The organism is Pseudomonas sp. YY-1 (assembly GCF_002843095.1).
GTDB classification, from domain to species: Bacteria; Pseudomonadota; Gammaproteobacteria; order Pseudomonadales; family Pseudomonadaceae; genus Aquipseudomonas; species Aquipseudomonas sediminis_A.
This window is the reverse complement of the sequence record NZ_PJLX01000001.1, coordinates 1-21,751: the sequence shown is the minus strand read 5'-3', so window position 1 is coordinate 21,751 and position 21,751 is coordinate 1. Positions and strand designations below refer to the sequence as shown.

Annotated in this window: 26 protein-coding genes; 21 read left to right on the top strand and 5 right to left on the bottom strand. The window is 62.4% G+C overall.

The window, feature by feature from the left end; all coding sequences use genetic code 11:
- Positions 1–334: 334 nt before the first annotated feature.
- The 10 genes from ccoN (at position 335) to hemN (ending at position 10,602) form a co-directional block, all read left to right on the top strand.
- Positions 335–1,777, top strand: coding sequence for a cytochrome-c oxidase, cbb3-type subunit I (gene ccoN, locus CXP40_RS00125; protein ID WP_099523684.1), 1,443 nt, complete (start codon positions 335–337; stop codon positions 1,775–1,777).
- Entirely contained in the window at positions 1,777–2,385 is a 609-nt protein-coding gene (gene ccoO / locus CXP40_RS00120) for a cytochrome-c oxidase, cbb3-type subunit II (RefSeq protein ID WP_013715226.1), read from the top strand. The genes ccoN and ccoO overlap by 1 nt, the downstream gene beginning before the upstream one ends.
- Positions 2,386–2,391: 6 nt before the next feature.
- A complete protein-coding gene (locus CXP40_RS00115; protein ID WP_099523682.1) occupies positions 2,392–2,580 on the top strand; it encodes a cbb3-type cytochrome c oxidase subunit 3 in 189 nt (62 codons plus the stop codon).
- On the top strand, positions 2,577–3,572 hold the full coding sequence (ccoP, locus tag CXP40_RS00110; RefSeq protein WP_106732105.1) for a cytochrome-c oxidase, cbb3-type subunit III: 996 nt from the start codon (positions 2,577–2,579) through the stop codon (positions 3,570–3,572). Before CXP40_RS00115 ends, ccoP begins: the two co-directional genes overlap by 4 nt.
- Before the next feature lie 160 nt (positions 3,573–3,732).
- Positions 3,733–5,145 (top strand): cytochrome c oxidase accessory protein CcoG, encoded by a 1,413-nt coding sequence (gene ccoG, locus CXP40_RS00105; protein WP_106732104.1) that lies wholly within the window; start codon positions 3,733–3,735, stop codon positions 5,143–5,145.
- 13 nt (positions 5,146–5,158) lie between these two features.
- Positions 5,159–5,677, top strand: coding sequence for a FixH family protein (locus CXP40_RS00100; RefSeq protein ID WP_099523675.1), 519 nt, complete (start codon positions 5,159–5,161; stop codon positions 5,675–5,677).
- 8 nt (positions 5,678–5,685) lie between these two features.
- The gene (locus CXP40_RS00095) at positions 5,686–8,094 is read left to right on the top strand and encodes a heavy metal translocating P-type ATPase (protein WP_106732103.1); all 2,409 of its coding nucleotides are present in this window, start codon (positions 5,686–5,688) and stop codon (positions 8,092–8,094) included.
- Positions 8,095–8,168: 74 nt separating this feature from the next.
- On the top strand, positions 8,169–8,375 hold the full coding sequence (ccoS, locus tag CXP40_RS00090) for a cbb3-type cytochrome oxidase assembly protein CcoS (protein WP_106732102.1): 207 nt from the start codon (positions 8,169–8,171) through the stop codon (positions 8,373–8,375).
- Positions 8,368–9,051, top strand: a complete 684-nt coding sequence (locus CXP40_RS00085; RefSeq protein ID WP_104726956.1) for a sulfite exporter TauE/SafE family protein — start codon at positions 8,368–8,370, stop codon at positions 9,049–9,051. The genes ccoS and CXP40_RS00085 overlap by 8 nt, the downstream gene beginning before the upstream one ends.
- A 168-nt stretch (positions 9,052–9,219) precedes the next feature.
- Positions 9,220–10,602, top strand: coding sequence for an oxygen-independent coproporphyrinogen III oxidase (hemN, locus tag CXP40_RS00080; protein WP_106732101.1), 1,383 nt, complete (start codon positions 9,220–9,222; stop codon positions 10,600–10,602).
- Between the two features lie 47 nt (positions 10,603–10,649).
- Here the strand turns inward: hemN and CXP40_RS00075 are convergent, their stop codons facing one another.
- Positions 10,650–11,093 carry a hypothetical protein gene (locus tag CXP40_RS00075; protein ID WP_017677213.1) on the bottom strand — a complete coding sequence of 148 codons (444 nt, stop codon included), beginning with the start codon at positions 11,091–11,093 and terminating at the stop codon, positions 10,650–10,652.
- Between the two features lie 153 nt (positions 11,094–11,246).
- Between CXP40_RS00075 and fnr the strand changes: the two genes are divergently transcribed.
- From fnr to CXP40_RS00040, 7 genes are all read left to right on the top strand, one after another.
- The gene (gene fnr / locus CXP40_RS00070) at positions 11,247–11,981 is read left to right on the top strand and encodes a fumarate/nitrate reduction transcriptional regulator Fnr (protein WP_106732100.1); all 735 of its coding nucleotides are present in this window, start codon (positions 11,247–11,249) and stop codon (positions 11,979–11,981) included.
- Positions 11,982–12,023: 42 nt separating this feature from the next.
- Complete coding sequence (locus CXP40_RS00065; RefSeq protein ID WP_003460975.1) at positions 12,024–12,572, top strand: adenine phosphoribosyltransferase; 549 nt, start codon at positions 12,024–12,026, stop codon at positions 12,570–12,572.
- 84 nt (positions 12,573–12,656) lie between these two features.
- Entirely contained in the window at positions 12,657–13,472 is an 816-nt protein-coding gene (locus CXP40_RS00060; protein ID WP_106732476.1) for an ion transporter, read from the top strand.
- A gap of 234 nt (positions 13,473–13,706) precedes the next feature.
- On the top strand, positions 13,707–14,543 hold the full coding sequence (locus CXP40_RS00055; RefSeq protein ID WP_106732099.1) for a metal-dependent hydrolase: 837 nt from the start codon (positions 13,707–13,709) through the stop codon (positions 14,541–14,543).
- 50 nt (positions 14,544–14,593) lie between these two features.
- Complete coding sequence (locus CXP40_RS00050; protein WP_106732098.1) at positions 14,594–16,147, top strand: NAD(P)/FAD-dependent oxidoreductase; 1,554 nt, start codon at positions 14,594–14,596, stop codon at positions 16,145–16,147.
- On the top strand, positions 16,144–17,031 hold the full coding sequence (locus CXP40_RS00045) for an SDR family oxidoreductase (protein WP_106732097.1): 888 nt from the start codon (positions 16,144–16,146) through the stop codon (positions 17,029–17,031). Before CXP40_RS00050 ends, CXP40_RS00045 begins: the two co-directional genes overlap by 4 nt.
- Before the next feature lie 198 nt (positions 17,032–17,229).
- Entirely contained in the window at positions 17,230–17,478 is a 249-nt protein-coding gene (locus CXP40_RS00040; RefSeq protein WP_106732096.1) for a hypothetical protein, read from the top strand.
- Between the two features lie 82 nt (positions 17,479–17,560).
- Here CXP40_RS00040 and CXP40_RS00035 read toward each other — a convergent pair whose 3' ends face one another.
- The 3 genes from CXP40_RS00035 to CXP40_RS00025 form a co-directional block, all read right to left on the bottom strand.
- The gene (locus tag CXP40_RS00035) at positions 17,561–17,776 is read right to left on the bottom strand and encodes a DUF3820 family protein (protein ID WP_099523655.1); all 216 of its coding nucleotides are present in this window, start codon (positions 17,774–17,776) and stop codon (positions 17,561–17,563) included.
- 68 nt (positions 17,777–17,844) lie between these two features.
- The gene (locus CXP40_RS00030) at positions 17,845–18,438 is read right to left on the bottom strand and encodes a 2-hydroxychromene-2-carboxylate isomerase (protein WP_106732095.1); all 594 of its coding nucleotides are present in this window, start codon (positions 18,436–18,438) and stop codon (positions 17,845–17,847) included.
- A 43-nt stretch (positions 18,439–18,481) separates the two neighbouring features.
- Entirely contained in the window at positions 18,482–19,213 is a 732-nt protein-coding gene (locus CXP40_RS00025; RefSeq protein WP_099523651.1) for an SDR family oxidoreductase, read from the bottom strand.
- An 89-nt stretch (positions 19,214–19,302) separates the two neighbouring features.
- Between CXP40_RS00025 and CXP40_RS00020 the strand changes: the two genes are divergently transcribed.
- From CXP40_RS00020 to CXP40_RS00005, 4 genes are all read left to right on the top strand, one after another.
- Complete coding sequence (locus CXP40_RS00020; protein ID WP_106732094.1) at positions 19,303–19,869, top strand: TetR/AcrR family transcriptional regulator; 567 nt, start codon at positions 19,303–19,305, stop codon at positions 19,867–19,869.
- A 48-nt stretch (positions 19,870–19,917) separates the two neighbouring features.
- On the top strand, positions 19,918–20,568 hold the full coding sequence (locus CXP40_RS00015; RefSeq protein ID WP_106732093.1) for a YceH family protein: 651 nt from the start codon (positions 19,918–19,920) through the stop codon (positions 20,566–20,568).
- An 11-nt stretch (positions 20,569–20,579) separates the two neighbouring features.
- Positions 20,580–20,918: an I78 family peptidase inhibitor gene (locus CXP40_RS00010; protein ID WP_166432397.1), complete on the top strand. Its 339-nt coding sequence runs from the start codon at positions 20,580–20,582 to the stop codon at positions 20,916–20,918.
- 69 nt (positions 20,919–20,987) lie between these two features.
- A complete protein-coding gene (locus CXP40_RS00005) occupies positions 20,988–21,440 on the top strand; it encodes a MarR family winged helix-turn-helix transcriptional regulator (RefSeq protein ID WP_099523645.1) in 453 nt (150 codons plus the stop codon).
- A gap of 112 nt (positions 21,441–21,552) precedes the next feature.
- Here CXP40_RS00005 and CXP40_RS23850 read toward each other — a convergent pair.
- Positions 21,553–21,751 (bottom strand): hypothetical protein (locus tag CXP40_RS23850; RefSeq protein WP_218238940.1); only part of this gene is annotated, 199 nt, incomplete at its 5' end.

Below are 21,751 nucleotides of genomic sequence, written 5' to 3'. Positions count from 1 at the left end.
ACCGGCGACCGAATCGCGGTCGCCGGCCCCTCCTCACACCTGTGCGACTCAGTGTCGCACCCGCCGACCAATAGCCCTGCAATTTCCTTGATCTGGGCTAAGCTGCCTTTCAGTCGCCATCTGTCACAACTCTAAGGCGATCCTTTCTTAGCGCTGCGCAAACTGGTTGCGCCAAAAGCTGACAGAGCTGTTTCCGAGGCCGTTGCAAACGGCTCGCGAAAAGCCCTGAAACCCTATTCGTGTCGGCACGTTGCGTTGCAATGGCTACCTGCTTTCTACATACTTGCCGCCGATTTTTGCCCCATAAAACTCCATTAACCGTGGAACCCCTAGCATGAGCACAGCAATCAGTCAGACTGCTTATAACTATAAGGTGGTCCGCCAGTTCGCCATTATGACGGTGATCTGGGGGGTCATTGGCATGGGTCTAGGCGTGTTCATCGCCGCACAACTCGTGTGGCCGGAACTCAACCTGGGCCTGCCGTGGACGAGCTTCGGCCGTCTGCGCCCGCTGCACACCAACGCGGTGATCTTCGCCTTCGGCGGATGCGCACTGTTTGCGACCTCGTATTACGTGGTCCAGCGCACCTGTCAGACGCGCCTGATCTCCGACGGTCTGGCTGCCTTCACCTTCTGGGGCTGGCAAGCGGTCATCGTCCTGGCGGTGATCACCCTGCCGATGGGCTACACCAGCTCCAAGGAATACGCCGAGCTCGAGTGGCCGGTCGATATCCTTCTGGGCATCGTCTGGATCACCTATCTGCTGGTGTTCTTCGGCACCATCGTCAAGCGCAAGACCAAGCACATCTATGTGGGCAACTGGTTCTTCGGTGCGTTCATCCTCGTGACCGCCATGCTGCACATCGTCAACAGCGCCGCCATGCCGGTAAGCCTGTTCAAGTCGTACTCGGCCTATGCCGGCGCGACCGACGCGATGATCCAGTGGTGGTACGGCCACAACGCCGTGGGCTTCTTCCTGACCACCGGCTTCCTGGGGATGATGTACTACTTCGTACCCAAGCAGGCCGAGCGTCCGATCTACTCGTATCGCCTGTCCATCGTGCACTTCTGGGCGCTGATCACCCTGTACATCTGGGCCGGTCCGCACCACCTGCACTACACCGCACTGCCGGATTGGGCTCAGTCCCTCGGTATGGCCATGTCGGTCATTCTGCTGGCTCCAAGCTGGGGCGGCATGATCAACGGCATGATGAGTCTGTCTGGCGCCTGGCATAAGCTGCGCACCGACCCAATCCTGCGCTTCTTGGTGGTCTCCCTGGCCTTCTACGGCATGTCGACCTTCGAAGGCCCGATGATGGCCATCAAGACCGTCAACGCCCTGTCCCACTACACCGACTGGACCATCGGCCACGTGCACGCCGGCGCCCTTGGCTGGGTTGCGATGATCTCCATCGGCTCGCTGTATCACCTGCTGCCGAAAGTATTCGGTCGCGAGCAGATGCACAGCATCGCCCTGATCAACACCCACTTCTGGCTGGCTACCATCGGTACCGTGCTGTACATCGCCTCGATGTGGGTCAACGGCATCACCCAGGGTCTGATGTGGCGCGCAGTCAACGAAGACGGCACCCTCACCTACTCCTTCGTCGAAGCCCTTGAAGCCAGCCATGCAGGCTATGTCGTACGCATGATCGGCGGCGCCTTCTTCGTCACCGGCATGCTGCTGATGGCCTACAACACCTTCCGCACCGTGCGTGCCGCCAAGCCGGCTGAATACGAAGCGGCTGCGCAGATTCCCGCCGGAGTAGCTCACTGATGAAACACGAAATCATCGAGAAGAATATCGGCCTGATGGCGCTGCTGATGGTGATTGCCGTCAGCATCGGCGGCCTGACCCAGATCGTCCCGCTGTTCTTCCAGGACGTCACCAATGAGCCGGTGGAAGGCCTCAAGCCCTACACCGCGATGCAGCTGGAAGGTCGCGACATCTACATCCGTGAAGGCTGCGTCGGCTGCCACTCGCAGATGATTCGTCCGTTCCGCGCCGAAACCGAGCGCTACGGCCACTACTCCGTCGCCGGCGAAAGCGTCTGGGATCACCCCTTCCTGTGGGGCTCCAAGCGTACCGGTCCGGACCTGGCCCGCGTTGGCGGTCGTTACTCGGACGAGTGGCATCGTGCCCACCTGTACAACCCGCGCAACGTCGTGCCTGAGTCGAAAATGCCTGCCTACCCGTGGCTGGTGGAGAACAAGCTCGACGGTCGCGACACCGCCAAGAAGATGGAAGTCATGCGTGGCTTCGGCATCCCCTACACCGACGAAGATATCGCCGGTGCTCGCGATGCAGTGAAAGGCAATACCGAAATGGACGCGCTGGTTGCGTATCTCCAGGTTCTCGGTACTTCCATCAAGAACAAACGGTAAGACGCTATGGACATCGGGATAATTCGCGGCATCGGCACGGCGGTCGTTTTCATCGCCTTCATTGGCGTGGTGCTCTGGGCCTACAGCAGCAAGCGCAAATCGAGCTTCGACGAAGCAGCCAACCTGCCCTTCGCCGACGATCCCAAGCCCGAGTCCAAGCGCGATCAAGACTCTTCCAGGAGCAATAACCAATGACCACGTTCTGGAGTTGGTACGTAACCATTCTGTCTCTGGGCACCATCTTCGCCCTGACCTGGCTGATCTTCGGCACCCGCAAGGGCCAGCGCCAGGAAACCACCGAAGAGACCGTCGGCCACAGCTTCGACGGCATCGAGGAGTATGACAACCCGCTGCCGAAGTGGTGGTTCATGCTGTTCGTCGCGACCATCATCTTCGCCCTCGGCTACCTCGCCCTGTACCCGGGCCTGGGTAACTGGAAAGGCCTGCTGCCGGGCTACGACTACGTCGACAGCGAAAAGGAAACGCCTTTCGCTGCTGGTGTACAGATCGCTGACGGCTCCATGCGTCACACCGGCTGGACCGGTGTGCACCAGTGGGAAAAGGAAATGGCGCGCGCCGATGAGCAGTACGGTCCGCTGTTCGCCAAATACGCCGCCATGCCGATCGAGGAAGTGGCCAAGGACGAGCAAGCCCTGAAAATGGGTGGTCGTCTGTTCGCCTCCAACTGCTCCGTTTGCCACGGCTCCGATGCCAAAGGCAGCTACGGCTTCCCCAACCTGACCGACAACGAGTGGCGTTGGGGCGGCGAGCCGGAAACCATCAAGACCACCATCCTCAAAGGTCGCGAAGGCGCCATGCCGGCTCAAGGCCCGGCCATCGGCGAAGACGGTGTACGCAACGTCGCTGCCTACGTGCTGACCCAACTGGGCGGTCGTGAACTGCCGGAAGGCGTGGAAGCCGATATCGAAGCAGGCCAGAAGGTCTTCGCCGGTACCTGTTTCGCCTGCCACGGTGCTGACGGCAAGGGTACCGCGGCCATGGGTGCACCGAACCTGACCAACCCGGCAGCGTTCATCTACGGCAGCAGCTACGCACAACTGCAGCAGAGCATCCGTTACGGTCGTCACGGCAAGATGCCGGCCCAGGAAGAATTCCTCGGTAACGACAAGGTGCACCTGCTGGCTGCCTACGTGTACAGCCTGTCGCACAAGGCCGAAGAGCAGTAAGCACAGACGACTCTTTTGACAAGGGTCAATGAACGCCCGGGTCGCGACTGCTGGTCGCACCCGGGCGTTGTCTTTCAGGCGTACCATATAGTGATCGTGAACTGACCCTGACCGGCACGCATCGGCCCGGGCTGCCAACCAACCGCCGTGGTATGCACTGATGAGCGAACAGATTCCCGTCCAGGACGTCACCCCTCCTCCTGCCAAGAATGCCAGCGTCGATCTCTACGCCAGCCGCGAGAAGATCTACACCCGCGCGTTCACCGGCCTGTTTCGCAACTTGCGAGTCGCTGGCGGCGCCCTCCTCTTCATTCTCTTCTTCGGCACGGTGTGGCTGAGCTGGAACGGCCGCCAGGCGGTCTGGTGGAACCTCCCCGAACGCAAGTTCTACATTTTCAGCGCCACTTACTGGCCGCAGGACTTCATGCTGCTGTCTTGGTTGCTGATCATCTGCGCCTTCGGCCTGTTCTTCATCACCGTGTTCGCTGGCCGCGTCTGGTGCGGCTACACCTGCCCGCAAAGCGTGTTCACCTGGGTATTCATGTGGGCGGAAAAAGTCACCGAAGGTGACCGCAACCAGCGCATGAAGCTGGACAAGCAGCCCATGAGCGGCAAGAAATTCGGGCGCAAGCTGGCCAAGCATGGCATCTGGGTTGGCGTGTCACTGCTGACCGCGATCACCTTCGTTGGCTACTTCACGCCGATTCGCGACCTGGTGATCGAGATTTTTACCGGTGAAGCCAGCGGCTGGGCCTATTTCTGGATCGGTTTCTTCACCCTCGCCACCTACGGCAACGCCGGCTACCTGCGTGAGCAGGTGTGCATCTACATGTGCCCCTACGCACGCTTCCAGAGCGTGATGTTCGACCAGGACACCCTGATCGTCTCCTACGATCCGCGACGCGGCGAATCGCGCGGGCCGCGCAAGAAGGACGCCGACTACAAGGCGCAGGGCCTCGGCGACTGCATCGACTGCAAGATGTGCGTGCAGGTCTGCCCCACTGGCATCGACATCCGTGATGGCCTGCAGATCGAGTGCATCGGCTGCGCCGCGTGTATCGACGCCTGCGACGACATCATGGACAAGATGAACTACCCCAAAGGGCTGATCAGCTACACCACTGAACACAACCTGTCTGGCCGCCAGACCCACCTGCTGCGCCCGCGCCTGATCGGGTACGCTGTCGCGCTGGTCGCCATGATCGGCCTGTTCGCCTGGGCCGTGGCCAATCGCCCGCTGGTGGAGCTGGACGTGCTCAAGGACCGCGTGCTCTTCCGTGAGAACGAGCGCGGCCACATCGAGAACGTCTACACCCTGAAGATCATGAACAAGTCACAACGCGACATGACCTACGTGATCAGCGCCGACGGCCTCGATGGCCTGGTCTACGAAGGCAAGCGCGAAGTGCGGGCCCTGGCGGGCGAGGTGTATTCCTTCCCGGTAGAGCTGTCCATCGCACCGGAGAAGCTGCCGTCGAGCGCCAACAACATCGTCTTCCACGTACAATCCGCGGATGACTCCAGTATCAAGAACGACGCCGACAGCCGCTTCATTGGCCCAAGCGTCCGCTGACAACGGAAAACGCATGACCGAGCAAACCCAATCGCCCGTCAAACCCTGGTACAAGCAGTTCTGGCCCTGGTTCATCCTGTTCCTGCTGGGCTACTCGGTGGTGCAGGGTCTGACCCTGCTGACCATCGCCACCAAGAACCCGCCAGGGCTGATCTCCGACGACTACTACGACGTCGGCAAGGGCATCAACCAGTCGCTGGAACGCGAAAAGCTGGCCGAGCGTCTGCAACTGCATGGCGAGCTGGTGCTGGACAACACCACCGGTGTCGCCACCCTGTCGCTGGAAGGCAACAGCAGACCGCAGCAGATCGTCCTCAACCTGATCTCGCCAACCCAGCCGGAGCGCGACCGCCGCGTGATCCTGCAGCCCAATGCCGATGGCCAGTACCATGGGCAGATGGTCGATCAAGTCAGTGGTCGCCGCTTCGTCGAACTGCTCGGCCAGGAAGGCAGCCAGAACTGGCGCCTGTTCGAGGAAGAGAACATCACCGATGGCCAGACCATCATGATCGGTGACAACCCCTCCTACTGACCCCGCCAATGCCCGCCCCGACTCCCTGCTACCACTGTGGCCTGCCGGTTCCTGCCGGCAGCCAGTTCCGCGCCGACGTGCTCGGCCAGACTCGCGAGATGTGCTGCCCCGGCTGCCAGGCCGTGGCCGAAGCCATCGTCGCCGGCGGCCTGGAGCACTACTACAGCCATCGCAGCGAAAACGCCGCCAACCCTCAGGCGCTGCCCGCCGCGCTGCCTGACGAACTGGCGCTGTACGATCGCAGCGACGTACAGCAGCCCTTCGTCCAGCACGAAGGCGAGCTGAGTGAAACCCAGTTGCTGATCGAGGGCATCAGCTGCGCCGCCTGCGGCTGGCTGATCGAGAAACACCTGCGCGGCGTGCCAGGCGTGGCCGAAGCGCACCTGAACCTGTCCAACCACCGCCTGCAAGTGCGCTGGCAGGACAGCCAGATTCCCCTGAGCCAGCTACTCGCCGAATTGCGCCGCATCGGCTATGCCGCGCACCCCTGGCGGGCAGACGAGGCCGCTGAACGCCTGGCTGCGGAAAACCGCCGGCGCATGCGCGAGCTGGGCGTGGCCGGGCTGCTGTGGATGCAGGTGATGATGGCGACCATGGCCACCTGGCCGGAATTCAACATCGACCTGTCGCCGGAGCTGGACAAGATCCTGCGCTGGACCAGCCTGTTTCTCACCACGCCTATCGTCTTCTACTGCTGCGGTCAGTTCTTCCGTGGTGCCCTGCGCGACCTGCGTACCCGCCACCTGACCATGGACGTCTCGGTATCGCTGGCCATCGGCGGTGCCTACGTGGCCGGCATCTGGTCGACCATCACCGGCCAGGGCGAACTGTATTTCGACGCCGTGGGCATGTTCGCGCTGTTCTTGCTCGCCGGACGCTACCTGGAGCGCCGTGCACGAGAACGCACAGCCGCCGCTACGGCGCAGTTGGTCAAGCTGCTGCCGGCCTCTTGTCTGCGCCTGAGCGACGACGGCCAGAGCCAGCGCATCCTGCTCAGCGAGCTGCGCGAAGGTGAGCAGGTGCTGGTGCAACCCGGCTCGCTGATTCCCGCCGACGGGCGCATCCTCGCCGGCCAATCCAGTGTCGACGAATCGCTGCTCACCGGCGAGTACCTGCCGCTGCCACGCGGCATCGGCGACAGCGTTACCGCTGGCACGCTGAACGTCGAAGGCCCGCTGACCGTCGAAGTGCAGGCGCTGGGCGATGCCACGCGCCTGTCGGCCATCGTGCGCTTGCTGGATAGGGCGCAAAGCGAAAAACCACGCCTGGCGGAAATCGCCGACCGCGTGTCGCAATGGTTCCTGCTGTTCATCCTGATCGCTGCCGCCGTGGTCGGTTTCGCCTGGTGGGAGATCGACTCCAGCCGCGCCTTCTGGGTCGTGCTCGCCCTGCTCGTGGCCACCTGCCCCTGCGCCCTGGCCCTGGCCACCCCGACTGCGCTGACCACCGCCACCGGCACCCTGCACAAGCTGGGCATGCTGCTGACGCGCGGCCATGTGCTCGAAGGCCTGAACCAGATCGACACCCTGGTGCTCGACAAGACCGGCACGCTGACCGAAGGCCGCCTGACGCTCAAGGCCATCCATCCGCTGCGCGATCTCGACCAGGGCGCTTGCCTGGCGCTGGCCGCCGCACTGGAAAACCGTTCGGAACACCCCATCGCCCGCGCCTTCAGCCAGGCGCCACGCGCGGCGGAATCTGTCGACAGCTACCCGGGCCAGGGCCTGCAGGGCAGCGTCGACGGTCGCCTGCTACGCATTGGTGAGGCCAGCTTCGTCTGCGCCCTCAGTGGCCAGGCAGTACCCGCGATTGCCAGCGAGCACGGCCAATGGCTGCTGCTGGGCGACGAACAGGGGCCGCTAGCCTGGTTCGTCCTCGACGACCGCCTGCGCGAAGATGCGCCTGCGCTGATCGCCGCTGCCCGCGCCCGCGGCTGGCATATTCACCTGCTCTCCGGCGACAGCTCGCCGATGGTGGGCGAAGTCGCCCGCCAACTGGGCATCGAAGCCGCTCGGGGCGGCCTGACCCCGGATGCCAAGCTGGCAGTGCTCAAGCAGTTGCACGGCGAAGGGCGGCGCGTGCTGATGCTTGGCGACGGCGTCAACGACGTACCGGTATTGGCTGCCGCCGACATCAGCGTGGCCATGGGCTCGGCCTCTGACCTGGCGAAAACCAGCGCCGACGCCGTGTTGCTGTCGAACCGACTGAGCAGCCTGGTCGACGGCCTGAAGCTGGCCAAGCGCACGCGCCGTATCATCATCGAGAACCTGGCCTGGGCGACGCTGTACAATGGCCTGGTACTGCCCTTCGCCGCCTTGGGCTGGATCACGCCGATCTGGGCAGCCGTGGGCATGTCCCTTAGCTCGCTGCTGGTGGTGCTCAACGCCCTGCGCCTGAGCCGCACCCCGAACACGTAGGAGCGAGCTCTGCTCGCGAACCGCTTCTTCGCTCGCGATGCTCGCTCCTACCCAGACGCCTCCATGGAGACCGCATGTCCGCCCTCTACATCCTGATCCCCGTCGCCATCGGCCTGGTCGGTTTCGCCATCTGGCTGTTCTTCTGGGCGGTGGACAGCGGTCAGTACGACGATCTCGACGGCCCAGCGCACAGCATTCTGTTCGACGACGAAGATCCACTGCACAAGGCTGGCGTCGAGCAGGCCGAGGACCACAGCAAGCAGGGCAAACCTGATGCTTGAGCTGGCACCGCTGTTGGTGTCGGCGCTGATTCTCGGCTTGCTCGGTGGCGGTCATTGCCTCGGCATGTGCGGCGGCCTGATGGGCGCGCTGACTCTGGCGATTCCCCCCGAGCAACGCGGCAAGCGTCTACAGCTGCTGCTGGCTTACAACCTCGGGCGCATTCTCAGCTACAGCCTTGCAGGCTTGCTCCTGGGACTGGCCGGCTGGGCCATTGCCGGCAGCAAGGCCGAAGTGGCGATGCGCACAATGGCTGCCTTGCTGCTGATTGCCATGGGTCTTTATCTGGCCGGCTGGTGGAGCGGGCTGACACGCATCGAAGCACTGGGCCGCGGCCTGTGGCGGCATATCCAACCGCTGACCCGGCGCTTCATGCCGGTCAGCAATCTGCCGCGCGCCCTGGTCCTGGGTGGTTTATGGGGCTGGTTGCCGTGCGGGCTGGTCTACAGCACCCTGCTGTGGGCCTCCAGCCAGGGCAATGCAGTCAACAGTGCCCTGCTGATGCTGGCGTTCGGCCTGGGCACCTGGCCGGTGCTGCTGGCCACCGGGCTGGCAGCAGAACGCATCACAACCCTGCTACGCAAGCGCGGCGTGCGCATGGCTGGCGGCCTGCTGGTCATCCTGTTCGGTATCTGGACCCTGCCCGGCCCACACCAGCACTGGCTGATGGGGCACTGAGGCGTAGCCCGGATGTAATCCGGGAGCAAAACGCCCAACATCCCCGGATTGCATCCGGGCTACGCCGCGACAACACCTCCAGTGCTCAACGTGCCCTTGATTCAGGTCAAGGCCACCCCCTACGCGCATCCCTAGACTGGCCGCACAGCCTGTCCAGGATTATTTCCCATGCTCGACGCCATCCAGTGGGATGCCGACCTGATCCGCCGCTACGATCTCGCCGGCCCGCGCTACACCTCCTACCCGACTGCCGTACAGTTTCACGACGATATCGGCCCGTTCGACCTGCTGCATGCCCTGCGCGACAGCCGCAAGGCCAAACGTCCGCTGTCGCTATACGTGCACGTGCCGTTCTGCGCGCACATCTGCTACTACTGCGCCTGCAACAAGGTCATCACCAAGGACCGCGGCCGCGCCCTGCCCTATCTGGAAAAGCTCGAGCGGGAAATCGAGATCATCAGCCGCTACATCGACCGCAACCAGCCAATCGAACAGCTGCATTTCGGTGGCGGTACACCGACCTTCCTCAGTCACGACGAACTACGTCGGCTGATGCAGCACCTGCGCCAGCATTTCAACCTGCTGGATGACGACTCCGGCGACTACAGCATCGAGATCGACCCACGCGAGGCTGACTGGTCGACCATGGGCCTGCTGCGTGAGCTGGGCTTCAATCGCGTCAGCCTCGGCGTGCAGGACCTCGACCCCGAGGTGCAACGCGCGGTCAATCGCCTGCAGACCCTGGAGGAAACCCGCGCCATCGTCGAGGCGGCGCGTACCCTGCAGTTCCGCTCGGTGAACATCGACCTGATCTACGGCCTGCCCAAACAAACGCCAGAGCGCTTCGCCCGCACCGTGGCCGAGGTCATCGCCCTGCAGCCGGATCGCCTGTCGCTGTTCAATTACGCGCACCTGCCGGAACGCTTCATGCCGCAACGGCGCATCAGTGCCGACGACCTGCCGAGCCCGGCGGACAAGCTGGCCATGTTGCAGAACAGCATCGAGCAGCTGACGCGCGCCGGGTATCGTTACATAGGCATGGACCACTTCGCCCTGCCCGACGACGAACTGGCCATCGCCCAGGAAGAAGGCACACTGCAACGCAACTTCCAGGGCTACACCACCCACGGCCACTGTGACCTGATTGGCCTGGGCGTCTCTGCCATCAGCCAGATCGGTGATCTGTACAGCCAGAATGACAGCGATATCGCCAGCTATCAGCAGACCCTGGGCAATGGCCAGTTGGCAACGCGTCGCGGCGTGCACTGCAATGCCGACGACCGCCTGCGCCGCGCCGTGATCCAGCAGCTGATCTGCCACTTCGAGCTGCGTTTCGCCGACATCGAACAGGCCCACGGCGTGGTATTCCGCGACTACTTCGCGGCGCTTTGGCCACAACTTCAGCAGCTCGACCGTGACGGTTTGATCGAGCTGGGTGCAGAAGGGATTCAGGTGCGCCCGGCCGGGCGTCTGCTGGTGCGCTCGCTATGCATGCTGTTCGACCGCTATCTCAACGATCAGGTACGCCAGCGTTTTTCTCGGGTGATCTGAACACCAGTAGCCTGCGCCAGTGACGGACTCCGTCACTGGCTGACGCATCACCCCATCGCCAGCGTGGCGGCGGTCTGCATCTGCTCGTTCGACAGGCCGTTCTCACGCATGAGCTTGATCAGGTTGGCATTGGCCGCAGTCAATGCGCTGTTGAGCGACGCCAGCTCGGTCTGCAGTCCTTCAAGCTGCTGGCGCTTGGTTTCCGCATCGAGGCTCTGATCGCTCATGATCGCCTCTATCTGCGCCTGCTTCTCGACGATCTGCGCACGCAACTCGCGGATCATCTTGAGCAGGTCCTTGATCGCCTTGGGCAGATCGCTGTTGTCGATGTCCTCGTTCTTGTCGGACTTGGCCGACATGCTCTTGCCCAACTCGGACAGACTCACACGGAGCCCCTCGCGCACCTCCTCGGGGCTCCGCTCGACTGCGGTAAATTGTCGCTGAACGCCCTGCACCAGATTATTCAGCGGCCCACTGGATGGTATGCGCATCGCGCTGCTCCCTGCTTTGGACTATGGTTCTACAGTCTGGATCGGCACCCAGAAGCTAAACTTGAGCGCTCGGTCAGCCCTTATATGGCTGGCCGCCACCCGAGCCCTGCGGTACCCTTACGAATATTGCGTGTATATCCGGGAAGCCCAACGATGTCCGAGAGCATCAAGCTGCACAAGCAGCATCAAGCCCATTGCAAGGATTGCAGCCTGGCCAGCCTGTGCCTGCCGATCTCGCTGAACATGGAAGACATGGACGCGCTCGACGACATCGTCAAACGCGGCCGTCCGCTGAAAAAGGGCGAATTCCTGTTCCGCCAGGGCGACACCTTCGGCTCTGTGTTCGCCGTGCGCTCCGGCGCCCTGAAGACCTTCAGCCTGAGCGATGGCGGTGAGGAGCAGATCACCGGCTTCCACCTGCCCAGCGAGCTGGTCGGCCTGTCCGGGGTCGACGGCGAGCGCTACCCGGTTTCCGCGCAGGCACTGGAAACCACCTCGGTCTGCGAGATTCCCTTCGAGCGCCTCGACGACCTGGCCCTGCAGCTGCCGCAACTGCGCCGCCAGCTAATGCGTATCATGAGCCGCGAGATCCGCGACGATCAGCAGATGATGCTGTTGCTGTCGAAGAAGACCGCCGACGAACGCATCGCCACCTTCCTGGTCAACCTTTCCGCCCGCTTCCGCGCACGCGGTTTCTCGGCCAACCAGTTCCGTCTGTCCATGTCGCGCAACGAAATTGGTAACTATTTGGGCCTTGCGGTGGAGACGGTGTCTCGCGTATTTACCCGCTTCCAACAGAACAAGCTGCTCGAAGCCGAAGGCAAGGAAGTGCACATCCTCGACCCGATCGAGCTGTGTGCTCTGGCAGGCGGCAATCTCGACGTTTGAGTTCGCACAGTTTTCGCGGGCTCAACGCATTAGGACCCCACGATGATCTTTGACGAATTCAGCATCAAGACCCTGATCCGCCCGGTACCGGACTTCCCCAAGCCGGGCGTCATCTTTCGCGACATCACCCCGCTGTTCCAGTCGCCGCGCGCCCTGCGCATGGTCGCCGACAGTTTCATCCAACGTTACGTGGAGGCTGAGTTCAGCCATATCGGCGCCATGGACGCGCGCGGCTTCCTGATCGGCTCGATCATCGCCTACGAACTGAACAAGCCTCTGGTGTTGTTTCGCAAGCAGGGCAAACTGCCGGCGGACGTCCTCAGCGAGGGTTACCAGACCGAATACGGCGAAGCCTTTCTCGAAGTGCACAGCGACAGCCTCTGTGAGGGCGATTCGGTACTGATCTTCGATGACCTGATCGCAACCGGCGGTACCCTGATCGCCGCAGCCAACCTGGTACGACGCATGCGTGCAACGATCTTCGAGGCCGCCGCGATCATCGACCTGCCTGAGCTGGGTGGCTCACAGAAGCTGCAGGACGCCGGCATCCCCACCTTCACGCTGACGGCCTTCGCCCTCGACGATCACTGAGCCGAAGCGCCTGCCAACCCACAAGTGGGTTGATGATTCTGCCGGGCAATGCCCGGCATCACCGATGACCTTGACCAGACTCCCATGCACGAACTCGAACTGAATCCATCCAGCGACTGGCGTCAACGCCTGGGCGCTGTCATGGACGGCGCCATCATTCAGCGCCTGATCACTCTGCTGATCGTCATCAATGCCGTGATTCTCGGCCTGCAGACGTCACCGTCGATCATGACCGACTGGGGCACGCCGCTGCTGATCCTCGATACCTTCATCCTCACCTGCTTCGTCATCGAGCTGGCGCTGCGCTTCACCGCCCGTGGCGTCGGTCTGCTACGTGACCCCTGGGCCGTATTCGATTGCCTGGTGGTGGGCATCGCCCTGATACCCGCCAGCGGCCCCTTCGCCGTGCTACGCGCCTTGCGCGTGCTGCGGGTATTGCGACTGGTGTCGATCAACCCAAGCATGCGTAAGGTGGTGCAGGCGCTGCTCGCCTCGCTACCCGGCATGGGCAGCATCGTCATGCTGATGGGGTTGGTGTTCTATGTCGCCGCTGTGATGGCCACCCAGCTGTTCGGTGAGAGCTTTCCAGAGTGGTTCGGTAACATCGGTGCCAGCCTGTACACCCTGTTCCAGGTAATGACCCTGGAAAGCTGGTCGATGGGCATCGTGCGACCGGTAATGGAAGAACATCCGCTGGCCTGGCTGTTCTTCGTGCCCTATATCCTCGTCGCCACATTCATGATGCTCAACCTGTTCATCGCCGTTATCGTCAACGCGATGCAGAACACCCACGAGCCAAATGCCGAGGAGCAAGCCGCAGTAGCTCGCGAACAGGCAATTCTCGACGAGCTGCGCGCACTGCGCAGCGAAGTGGCCGAGCTGCGCCGTAACGCGCCGTAACCCCCGCCACCAGCGCAATCCGCCGTCTCTGGCACGGCGGGTTGCACGTCCTCTCCCCCTGTGTCTGCCCATCAGACCCGCCTTAAGTTGGCGGCGCTCAGCGTCCGCACGCCCGATAGTTACATCGTTCAATGACACAGTTGGTCTGTCGAGATTGACCACCTGCGACGCCGAGTGCTGCCAACGAGAGCCGCACGACACTTGGGAGTTCCAACTCGGAAGAGGACTCGAACGATGAGCGCCAGTACCGCCCTACCGCAGCCAAAATCCAACTTCCCCGTGCGTCGCATGGACTTCAGTTTCAGCGAAACACCGAAATACTGGTTCTATAACGACCCCTTCATGAGTCATTTCATGAACAACCTGTCGTCGCTGTTCCCTTACGGCGAGAAGTTCTTCGTCGACAGCGTGCGCGCCGTACGCGACCAGGTCAGCGAGCCGCAGCTGAAAAAGGACATCAGCGCCTTCATCGGTCAGGAGGCCATGCACTCCAAGGAGCATGCGGCCTACAACGACTACGCCAACGAGCACGATATCGACCTGGAACGCCTCGAGCTGCGCATCAAGGTGCTGCTGGAATGGGTCACCCGTTTCAGCACCAAGAAGCAGCGCCTGGCCGCCACCTGTGCCCTGGAACACTTCACCGCGACCATGGCCGAGCAACTGCTCAAGCGTGAAGACCTCACCACGCAGATGAACGACCCGAAGCTGTATCAACTGTGGATGTGGCACGCCATCGAGGAAAACGAGCATAAGGCCGTGTGCTACGACGTCTACCAGGAGGTCTACGGCGGCTACTTCACCCGCACGTTGGTGATGCTGCTGACCACTGCGCTGTTCTTCGGCGTGATCGGCTGGTTTCAGATCCATCTGCTGCGCAAGGACGGCCAGCTCTTCAACTGGCGCAGCTGGGGATTCGGCCTGACGAAGCTGTTTGGCCCGCGCAACGGTTTCTTCACCAAGCTGCTTGGTCCGTACCTGGACTATTACCGCCCGGGCTTCCACCCCAAGGATCACGACACCGACAAACTGGAAAATCGTTGGCGCGAGCGCCTCGGTTTCAGTAACTGACGTCCCTTGGCGTGCAGACACCAACAAGAACGACAATCAGGAGCTCAGCCATGAATGCGCCCGTGTCACCCCCTACCGCCGCCCGTCATTGCAAAATCGCCATTCTTGGCAGCGGTTTCTCCGGCCTGGGCATGGCCATTCGCCTAAAGCAGCAGGGTGAGCAGGACTTCCTGCTGTTCGAGAAGGAAGCCGGCGTTGGCGGCACCTGGCGGGTGAACAACTACCCGGGCTGCGGCTGCGACGTGCAATCACACCTGTATTCCTTCTCCTTCGAGCCGAACCCGAACTGGACGCGGATGTTCGCCAGGCAGCCGGAAATCACGGCGTATCTGCAAGGTTGCTGGGAGAAGTACCGCCTGCAGGACAAGACCCTGCTGGACACAGAAGTGGTGCAGATGCGCTGGGACGAGCACGCCGAGCGGTGGCATCTGCTGGATCGCGCCGGCAACCAGTACAGCGCGCAGTTCGTGGTCTCCGGCATGGGCGCGCTCTCTACCCCGTCGATTCCCAAGCTCAAGGGCCTGGAGAACTTCACCGGCGAGGTGTTCCATTCACAGCAGTGGAATCACGACTACGACCTGACCTGCAAGCGCGTGGCGGTGATCGGTACCGGCGCCTCGGCCATCCAGTTCGTGCCGCAGATACAAAAGCAGGTTGCGCAGCTCGATCTCTACCAGCGCACGGCACCGTGGATCATGCCCAAGCCGGACCGCGCCATTCGCGATGATGAACGCGAGCGCTTCAAGCGCTTCCCTCTGGCGCAGAAACTCTGGCGCGGCGCCCTGTACAGCATCCTCGAAAGCCGGGTCATCGCCTTCGCCTTCGCCCCTCGCCTGCTGCGCATGGCCCAGGGCATCGCCAAGCTGTACATCAACAAGCAGATCAAGGACCCGGTACTGCGCGCCAAGGTGACCCCGGACTACACCATGGGCTGCAAGCGCGTGCTGATCTCCAACGATTACTACCCGGCACTGGTTCAGCCCAATGTCGAGGTGATCACCGATAGCGTCACCGAGATCCTGCCGCATGGCGTACGCACGGCCGATGGCCAGGAACGCGAGGTGGACGCCATCATCTTCGGTACCGGCTTCACTCCCAGCGACCCGCTGCCACGCGGCACGGTGTTCGGCCGTGGCGGCATCGACCTGCTCGACACCTGGCCCGAGGGCCCGGAAGCCTACAAGGGCACCATGACCGCTGGCTTCCCCAATCTGTTCTTCCTCATGGGGCCGAACACCGGCCTGGGCCACAACTCCATGGTCTATATGATCGAGTCGCAGATCACCTATGTGCTTGGCGCCCTCAAGCAGCTTGAAGAGGGCCAGCTGCAGAGCCTGGAGCCCAAACGCGAGGCGCAGGACGCCTTCAACAGGAAGATTCAAGGCACTCTCGGTAGCACCGTATGGAACACCGGCGGATGCATGAGCTGGTACCTGCACCCGGTCAGTGGCCGCAACTGCACGGTGTGGCCGGGCTTCACCTGGCGCTACCGCATGCTGACGCGTCACTTCGATCCCCCTGCCTACCACTTCAGCCGCAAGCAGGCCGCTCACCCGGCACAGAGCAACGCCATCGCCCTCGATGTGCAGGAGACCAGCGCATGAAATCCTTCGAGAACAAGGTAGCCGCCATCACCGGCGCCGGCTCCGGTATCGGCCGCGCCCTCGCCTATCAGCTGGCACGCCAGGGCTGTCACCTGGCGCTGTCCGACGTCAACGTCGAGGGTCTCCGAGAGACTGCCGAGCAGGCGCGCAAACTTGGCGTCACGGTCAGCGAACAGCGCGTCGACGTCGCCGACCGCGCAGCCGTCGAGGCCTGGGCCGAGCAGATCGTCAGCGAATTTGGCCGGGTCAATGCCATCTTCAACAATGCCGGCGTGGCTCAGGGTGGCACCGTGGAAGGCAACGATTACGCCGACTACGAGTGGATCATGAACATCAACTTCTGGGGCGTGATCAACGGCACCAAGACCTTCCTGCCTTATCTCAAGGCGGCTGGCCAGGGCCATGTGGTCAACGTCTCCAGTGTCTTCGGCCTGTTCTCCCAGCCCGGCATGAGTGCCTACAACGCCAGCAAATTCGCCGTGCGTGGCTTTACCGAGTCACTGCGACAGGAGTTGGACATGGCCGCTTGCGGGGTGTCCGCCAGTTGTGTGCACCCCGGCGGCATCCGCACCAACATCGCCAAAACCGCGCGCATGAACGACAGCTTGGCCAAGGTCACCGGCCAGGCCGCCGAACAGGCGCGTCAGCAATTCAACGACCAGCTGCTGCGCACCACGCCGGAACAGGCGGCGAAGGTCATCGTAAATGGCGTGCTGGCCAACAAGCGGCGCATCCTCATCGGCGCCGATGCCCACGCTCTGGACTGGGTGCAGCGCAGCATGCCGGCTCTGTATCAGCGCCTGGTCACCGTCTCGATGCGCTTGGCCGCCCGCTTCGCGCCCAAGCCACGAAACGCGGACAAGGCGCGCGAGGCGACCGAGTAGCCTCACGGCAAGCACCACTCAGGGCCGGCCAATGCCTGCCCTGTGCGTTTGTCGGACCAAGCTCGCTGCTGCGCCAACTGGGCTAAGGTAGGAGAACAGACGCATCACTCATCCAAGCGGCGCCGCTACCGGCTCCCGGCTGGAACTTCGGTGTGGCGTCGACGCCGAGGGCGGCGCCTCGATCTACGAGGTGGCCTCATGAGCGCGCTTACCTGCACCCACCGCGACCACACCATCCGTGCCAGCGTCATGGAACACCCTGGCCTGCCGACACCCTGGGCCGGTGGTTGCCAGATCACCGATCCCGACGGCAACACCAGCAAACGCAAGACGCTACCGCTGGATTACGCCTTCATGGACGACCTGAGCAAAGCCCAGCACGCGTCCATCGCACACGGCAAATGGCTGGTGGACCAGAAGCTGGATCACGGGCGCAACTGGCATTGAGATGACGGCATTACCGTAGGGTGTGCTGTGCGCACCTCAATTCCTGCACGCGCACGCTGATGCGCATGGCACACCCGACGGCTTACGCATTCTTTCGCAGCGGGTCTAGCAGCGGCTTGAGGCCGTTGTGGTCGATCTCCTGCATCAGCGCCAACAACTGGCCCAACTCGCCCTTGGGGAAGCCCGTGCGAGCGAACCAGTTGAGGTAGTGCCCCGGCAGATCGGCGATCAGCCGATCCTTGTACTTGCCATAAGGCATTCGGCGGGTCACCAGGAGTTTCAATGCTTCGGGGTTCATCGGGTACTCGAACGGCCGGACAATAATCCAGCCATTGTGCCAGGCATCAGGCCCTGTACGAAAAGCACCTAGGCGCGAAGGGCTTCGCGAACGAAATCCAGGCGATCCTGGCCAAAGAACATCTCATCGCCGACGAAGCAGGTCGGTGCACCAAATACGCCGCGCTTGACCGCCTCCTCGGTAGTCGCCTTGAGTGCGTCCTTGACTGCCGGCTCAGCGATCTGCGCCTGCAACTGCGCCGCATCGAAGCCAGCGGCCACCAGCACGCCTGCCACTTTGGCCGGATCGCCCATGTTCACCCCATCGACCCAGATAGCCCGGAATAGCGCCTGCAGGGCATCGTCGAAGCGCTCCGGCTGATGCAGTTGGACGGCTACCAGCAAGCGCATCAGCGTCAGAGTATTGATCGGGAAATGCGGGTTGAAACGCATCGGTACGCCGTAACGCTCGGCAAAACGTGCCAGGTCGCGAATCATGTAGCGGCCCTTGACCGGAATCATCGCTGGCGACGTGTTGCCGGTGGCCTGGAACACGCCGCCGAGCAGCATCGGCCGATACACCAGCGCGGCGCCGGCCTCGCGGCACAGACCGAGTAACTGGGTATAGGCCAGGTAGGACGCCGGGCTGCCCAGGTCGAAGAAGAACTCCACCGTCTTGCTCATCAGGTTCACTCGCTCTTTATCGTTATCGTGGGTTCAACGCAGGTTACCAGCGCTCCATCCACGGCCGCAGGTCCAGCTCGAAGGTCCAGGCATCACGCGGCTGGCTGTGCAGAAACCAGTAACTGTCGGCGATGTGCTCGGGATCGAGAATGCCATCCTGATCCTTCTTGGCGTAGAGCTCCGGAAAGCTGTCACGGATGAACGCGGTATCGATGGCACCATCCACCACCACATGGGCGACATGCACGTTCAGCGGCCCCAGCTCACGCGCCATGCTCTGCGCCAGGGCCCGGATACCGTGCTTGGCCCCGGCGAACGCAGCAAACCCGGCAGCGCCACGCAAACCCGCAGTGGCGCCAGTGAACAAAATGGTGCCACGGCCACGGCCGACCATGCGTCTGGCCACCGCCTGACTGGTCAGGAAGCCGGAGAAGCAGGCCATTTCCCAGATCTTGAAGTACTTGCGCGCGGTTTCCTCGAGGATGCTGCAAGGCACGTTGGCGCCGATATTGAACACCATTACCTCGATGGGGCCGATGTCACGCTCGATGTTCTCGACCAGTTCAGCCACCTGCTCCTCACGCCGTGCATCGGACGCGAAACCGTGCGCCTCACCGCCCTCGCCGCGGATTTCCTCCAGCAGCGGTTGCAGTTTGTCCAGGCTACGACGGGTGACGCAGGCGACATACCCCTCGCGGGCGAAACGCCGGGCGATGGCTCCGCCCGTGGCGTCACCGGCGCCAATGATCAACGCGACTTTCTTGTTTTCGTTCATGGCTTTCTCCATTAACTAACGATCGTTAGCTGAACGAACGTTATGCTACGATCTCAGGCAGGTCAACCCAGCATAGAACGGAGCCATCCATGCGTTATTCCGCCGAACACAAGGCCGAAACCCGCGAGCGCCTGCTCGCCAGCAGCGGCGCGATTGCCAAGCAGCAAGGTTTTGCCGTGACCGGCGTGGATACGCTGATGAAGACCATCGGTCTGACCGGCGCGGCCTTCTACAGCCACTTTCCGAGCAAGGACGACCTGTTCGCCGAACTGATCGAGCGCGAGTTGCGCAACAGCCTGAGCCGCCTTGGCGGCGAAGCGGGTGACGCCGGGCGCGATAAACTCCAGCGCTGCCTGGCAGCCTATCTCAGCCTGGCGCATGTCGAGCAGCCGGACAAAGGCTGCGTGCTGCCAACACTGGGCGCGGAAATCGCCCGCGCCGATGAGCGCGTCAGGCTGCGTACCGAACAGCAGATCCTGCAGCTGCAAAGCACCTGGGCCGAGATCATCGGCGACCCGCAACTGGCCTGGACGATTCTCGCGCAATGCCTCGGTAGCCTGCTGCTGGCACGCATGATGGCCAGCGAGGAATCGCGCCAGCAGGTACTCGGCGCCAGCCTGGACATGCTCGAACACACATTGAAGCCTGTCAGCTGAGCGCGGATGCCGTTAACCTAGGCAGGTTCTTCCTGCCAGGATCGATCCATGTCGCACACCCCATCCCCGCTGGTTGGTGAAACTCCGCTGCACGCTGTCGAGGTACGCATCCTCGGCTGCTTGATCGAAAAGCAACTGACCACACCGGAAACCTACCCGCTGACGCTCAATGCCGTGCAACTGGCCTGCAACCAGAAGACCAGCCGCGAACCGCTGATGAACCTGGAAACCGGTGAAGTCGGGCGCTACCTGCGCAGCCTCGAAGGTCGCCAGCTGGTGCACCTGGTGATGGGCAGCCGTGCCGATCGCTGGGAACAGCGTTGCGACAAGCATCTGGAGTTGGTCAAGCCACAGACGGTGCTACTCGGCCTGCTAATGCTGCGTGGCCCGCAAACGCTCAACGAGCTGCTCACGCGCAGCAACCGCATGCACGACTTCGACGATGTCGCAGAAGTCCAGCATCAACTGGAGCGCCTGATCGGTCGCGGGCTGGCCCTGCTGCTGCCGCGCCAAAGCGGTCAGCGCGAGGATCGCTACATGCATCTGCTCGGCGAGCCTGCCGATCTGGAGAGCCTCCTGGCGAGCCGCCCAGCTGCTCGCGGGGAAGCTGCGGCACCTAACGAAGATCGACTGGTCGAACTGGAAGCGCGCATCGCAGCGCTGGAAGAACGCCTGGCACGCCTAGAAGGCGCGCAATGACCGCTACACCTATGGAAAAGGAGCCCAACGCGTTGAACTTCAATACTCGTTTCAGCCTGATTCTCACCGCTGCACTACTCGCCGCCGGCTGCAGCAGCAACGCCGAGAAGCCGACCTCCGCAGCCGCACCGAGCGGCGCAACGCCGGATAGCTGCACCTCGTCCGCTGCCGAACACTTCAAAGGCCAGGCCGCGACGCCCGAACTGCTCGAGCAGGCACGCCAGCAAGCCGGAGCCAGCACCGCCCGCATTCTCACGCCCGACAGCGTGGTGACCTTGGAATACAATGGGCAACGCCTTAACCTTAACGTCGATGATCAGCGAATGATCACCCGTGTATCCTGCGGCTGAGTCACCAGAGGTGCGGGTTGCCCGCACCACTTGCCGACAACGCCAACCACCCTTGCACAGGCCAATGCCATGACCTCCCAAGTGGAACCCTGCGCCGAGCTGATGCTGGATAACCAGCTGTGCTTCGCCCTCTATTCCACCTCGCTGATGATGACCAAGACCTACAAGCCCCTGCTGCAGGCGCTCGGTCTCACCTATCCGCAATACCTGGCCATGCTGGTGCTGTGGGAAAACGAGGGCATCACCGTCAGCGAGATCAGCGCACGCATGCTGACCGATCCGGGCTCATTGACACCTCTGCTCAAGCGCCTAGAAAGCGAAGGCCTGTTGCAACGCCAGCGCAGCAGTCAGGATGAACGTGTGGTGCAGCTGTACCTGACCGACAAAGGTCGCGCCCTGCACGAACAAGCCAAAGCATTGCCTGCCTGCATCCTCAAGGCTTCAGCGTTGAGTGTGGAACAGTTGAGCAAGCTGCGTGATGACCTGATCGAATTACGCGGCCACCTGCAAGACGCCCTCTGACGCCTGGCGATGCCAGTCATCGCCTGCTCCCGCAGAACCCTGGCCCTTCCCCTCTTTGGGCGAAACGCCGCGTGCGTCGTACCCAGCGACCTCACTGTGTATACGCGCCCACTCAAGCCCAACCAATGCTGAGCTGTAGCAGCCTCTGAATCGGGCAAATTCCCCCTGGTGTCGTCCGTAAGGCATGGATACATCCCTTGCCGGCCGTGCTTATTCCTGAAAAACAAATCCCTATAACAAAATCTTCCATACATTTATCTTGTACGCTAATGTTTTGCGCAATATAGTTCGCTCCATGGAAACGGTTAGCG

What these genes read in the sequence shown, in the direction of transcription:
- CXP40_RS00025 (WP_099523651.1), bottom strand. Translation starts at nt 19,213, where the DNA reads ATGAACGAAAACAAGAAAGTCGCGTTGATCATTGGCGCCGGTGACGCC.
- CXP40_RS00045 (WP_106732097.1), top strand. Translation starts at nt 16,144, where the DNA reads ATGAAATCCTTCGAGAACAAGGTAGCCGCCATCACCGGCGCCGGCTCC.
- ccoN (WP_099523684.1), top strand. Translation starts at nt 335, where the DNA reads ATGAGCACAGCAATCAGTCAGACTGCTTATAACTATAAGGTGGTCCGC.
- CXP40_RS00035 (WP_099523655.1), bottom strand. Translation starts at nt 17,776, where the DNA reads ATGAACCCCGAAGCATTGAAACTCCTGGTGACCCGCCGAATGCCTTAT.
- ccoP (WP_106732105.1), top strand. Translation starts at nt 2,577, where the DNA reads ATGACCACGTTCTGGAGTTGGTACGTAACCATTCTGTCTCTGGGCACC.
- CXP40_RS00095 (WP_106732103.1), top strand. Translation starts at nt 5,686, where the DNA reads ATGCCCGCCCCGACTCCCTGCTACCACTGTGGCCTGCCGGTTCCTGCC.
- CXP40_RS00015 (WP_106732093.1), top strand. Translation starts at nt 19,918, where the DNA reads ATGTCGCACACCCCATCCCCGCTGGTTGGTGAAACTCCGCTGCACGCT.
- CXP40_RS00050 (WP_106732098.1), top strand. Translation starts at nt 14,594, where the DNA reads ATGAATGCGCCCGTGTCACCCCCTACCGCCGCCCGTCATTGCAAAATC.
- ccoS (WP_106732102.1), top strand. Translation starts at nt 8,169, where the DNA reads ATGTCCGCCCTCTACATCCTGATCCCCGTCGCCATCGGCCTGGTCGGT.
- ccoO (WP_013715226.1), top strand. Translation starts at nt 1,777, where the DNA reads ATGAAACACGAAATCATCGAGAAGAATATCGGCCTGATGGCGCTGCTG.
- CXP40_RS00020 (WP_106732094.1), top strand. Translation starts at nt 19,303, where the DNA reads ATGCGTTATTCCGCCGAACACAAGGCCGAAACCCGCGAGCGCCTGCTC.
- CXP40_RS00005 (WP_099523645.1), top strand. Translation starts at nt 20,988, where the DNA reads ATGACCTCCCAAGTGGAACCCTGCGCCGAGCTGATGCTGGATAACCAG.
- CXP40_RS00085 (WP_104726956.1), top strand. Translation starts at nt 8,368, where the DNA reads ATGCTTGAGCTGGCACCGCTGTTGGTGTCGGCGCTGATTCTCGGCTTG.
- CXP40_RS00055 (WP_106732099.1), top strand. Translation starts at nt 13,707, where the DNA reads ATGAGCGCCAGTACCGCCCTACCGCAGCCAAAATCCAACTTCCCCGTG.
- ccoG (WP_106732104.1), top strand. Translation starts at nt 3,733, where the DNA reads ATGAGCGAACAGATTCCCGTCCAGGACGTCACCCCTCCTCCTGCCAAG.
- CXP40_RS00040 (WP_106732096.1), top strand. Translation starts at nt 17,230, where the DNA reads ATGAGCGCGCTTACCTGCACCCACCGCGACCACACCATCCGTGCCAGC.
- CXP40_RS00010 (WP_166432397.1), top strand. Translation starts at nt 20,580, where the DNA reads ATGGAAAAGGAGCCCAACGCGTTGAACTTCAATACTCGTTTCAGCCTG.
- CXP40_RS00065 (WP_003460975.1), top strand. Translation starts at nt 12,024, where the DNA reads ATGATCTTTGACGAATTCAGCATCAAGACCCTGATCCGCCCGGTACCG.
- CXP40_RS00030 (WP_106732095.1), bottom strand. Translation starts at nt 18,438, where the DNA reads ATGAGCAAGACGGTGGAGTTCTTCTTCGACCTGGGCAGCCCGGCGTCC.
- fnr (WP_106732100.1), top strand. Translation starts at nt 11,247, where the DNA reads ATGTCCGAGAGCATCAAGCTGCACAAGCAGCATCAAGCCCATTGCAAG.
- CXP40_RS00060 (WP_106732476.1), top strand. Translation starts at nt 12,657, where the DNA reads ATGCACGAACTCGAACTGAATCCATCCAGCGACTGGCGTCAACGCCTG.
- hemN (WP_106732101.1), top strand. Translation starts at nt 9,220, where the DNA reads ATGCTCGACGCCATCCAGTGGGATGCCGACCTGATCCGCCGCTACGAT.
- CXP40_RS00115 (WP_099523682.1), top strand. Translation starts at nt 2,392, where the DNA reads ATGGACATCGGGATAATTCGCGGCATCGGCACGGCGGTCGTTTTCATC.
- CXP40_RS00075 (WP_017677213.1), bottom strand. Translation starts at nt 11,093, where the DNA reads ATGCGCATACCATCCAGTGGGCCGCTGAATAATCTGGTGCAGGGCGTT.
- CXP40_RS00100 (WP_099523675.1), top strand. Translation starts at nt 5,159, where the DNA reads ATGACCGAGCAAACCCAATCGCCCGTCAAACCCTGGTACAAGCAGTTC.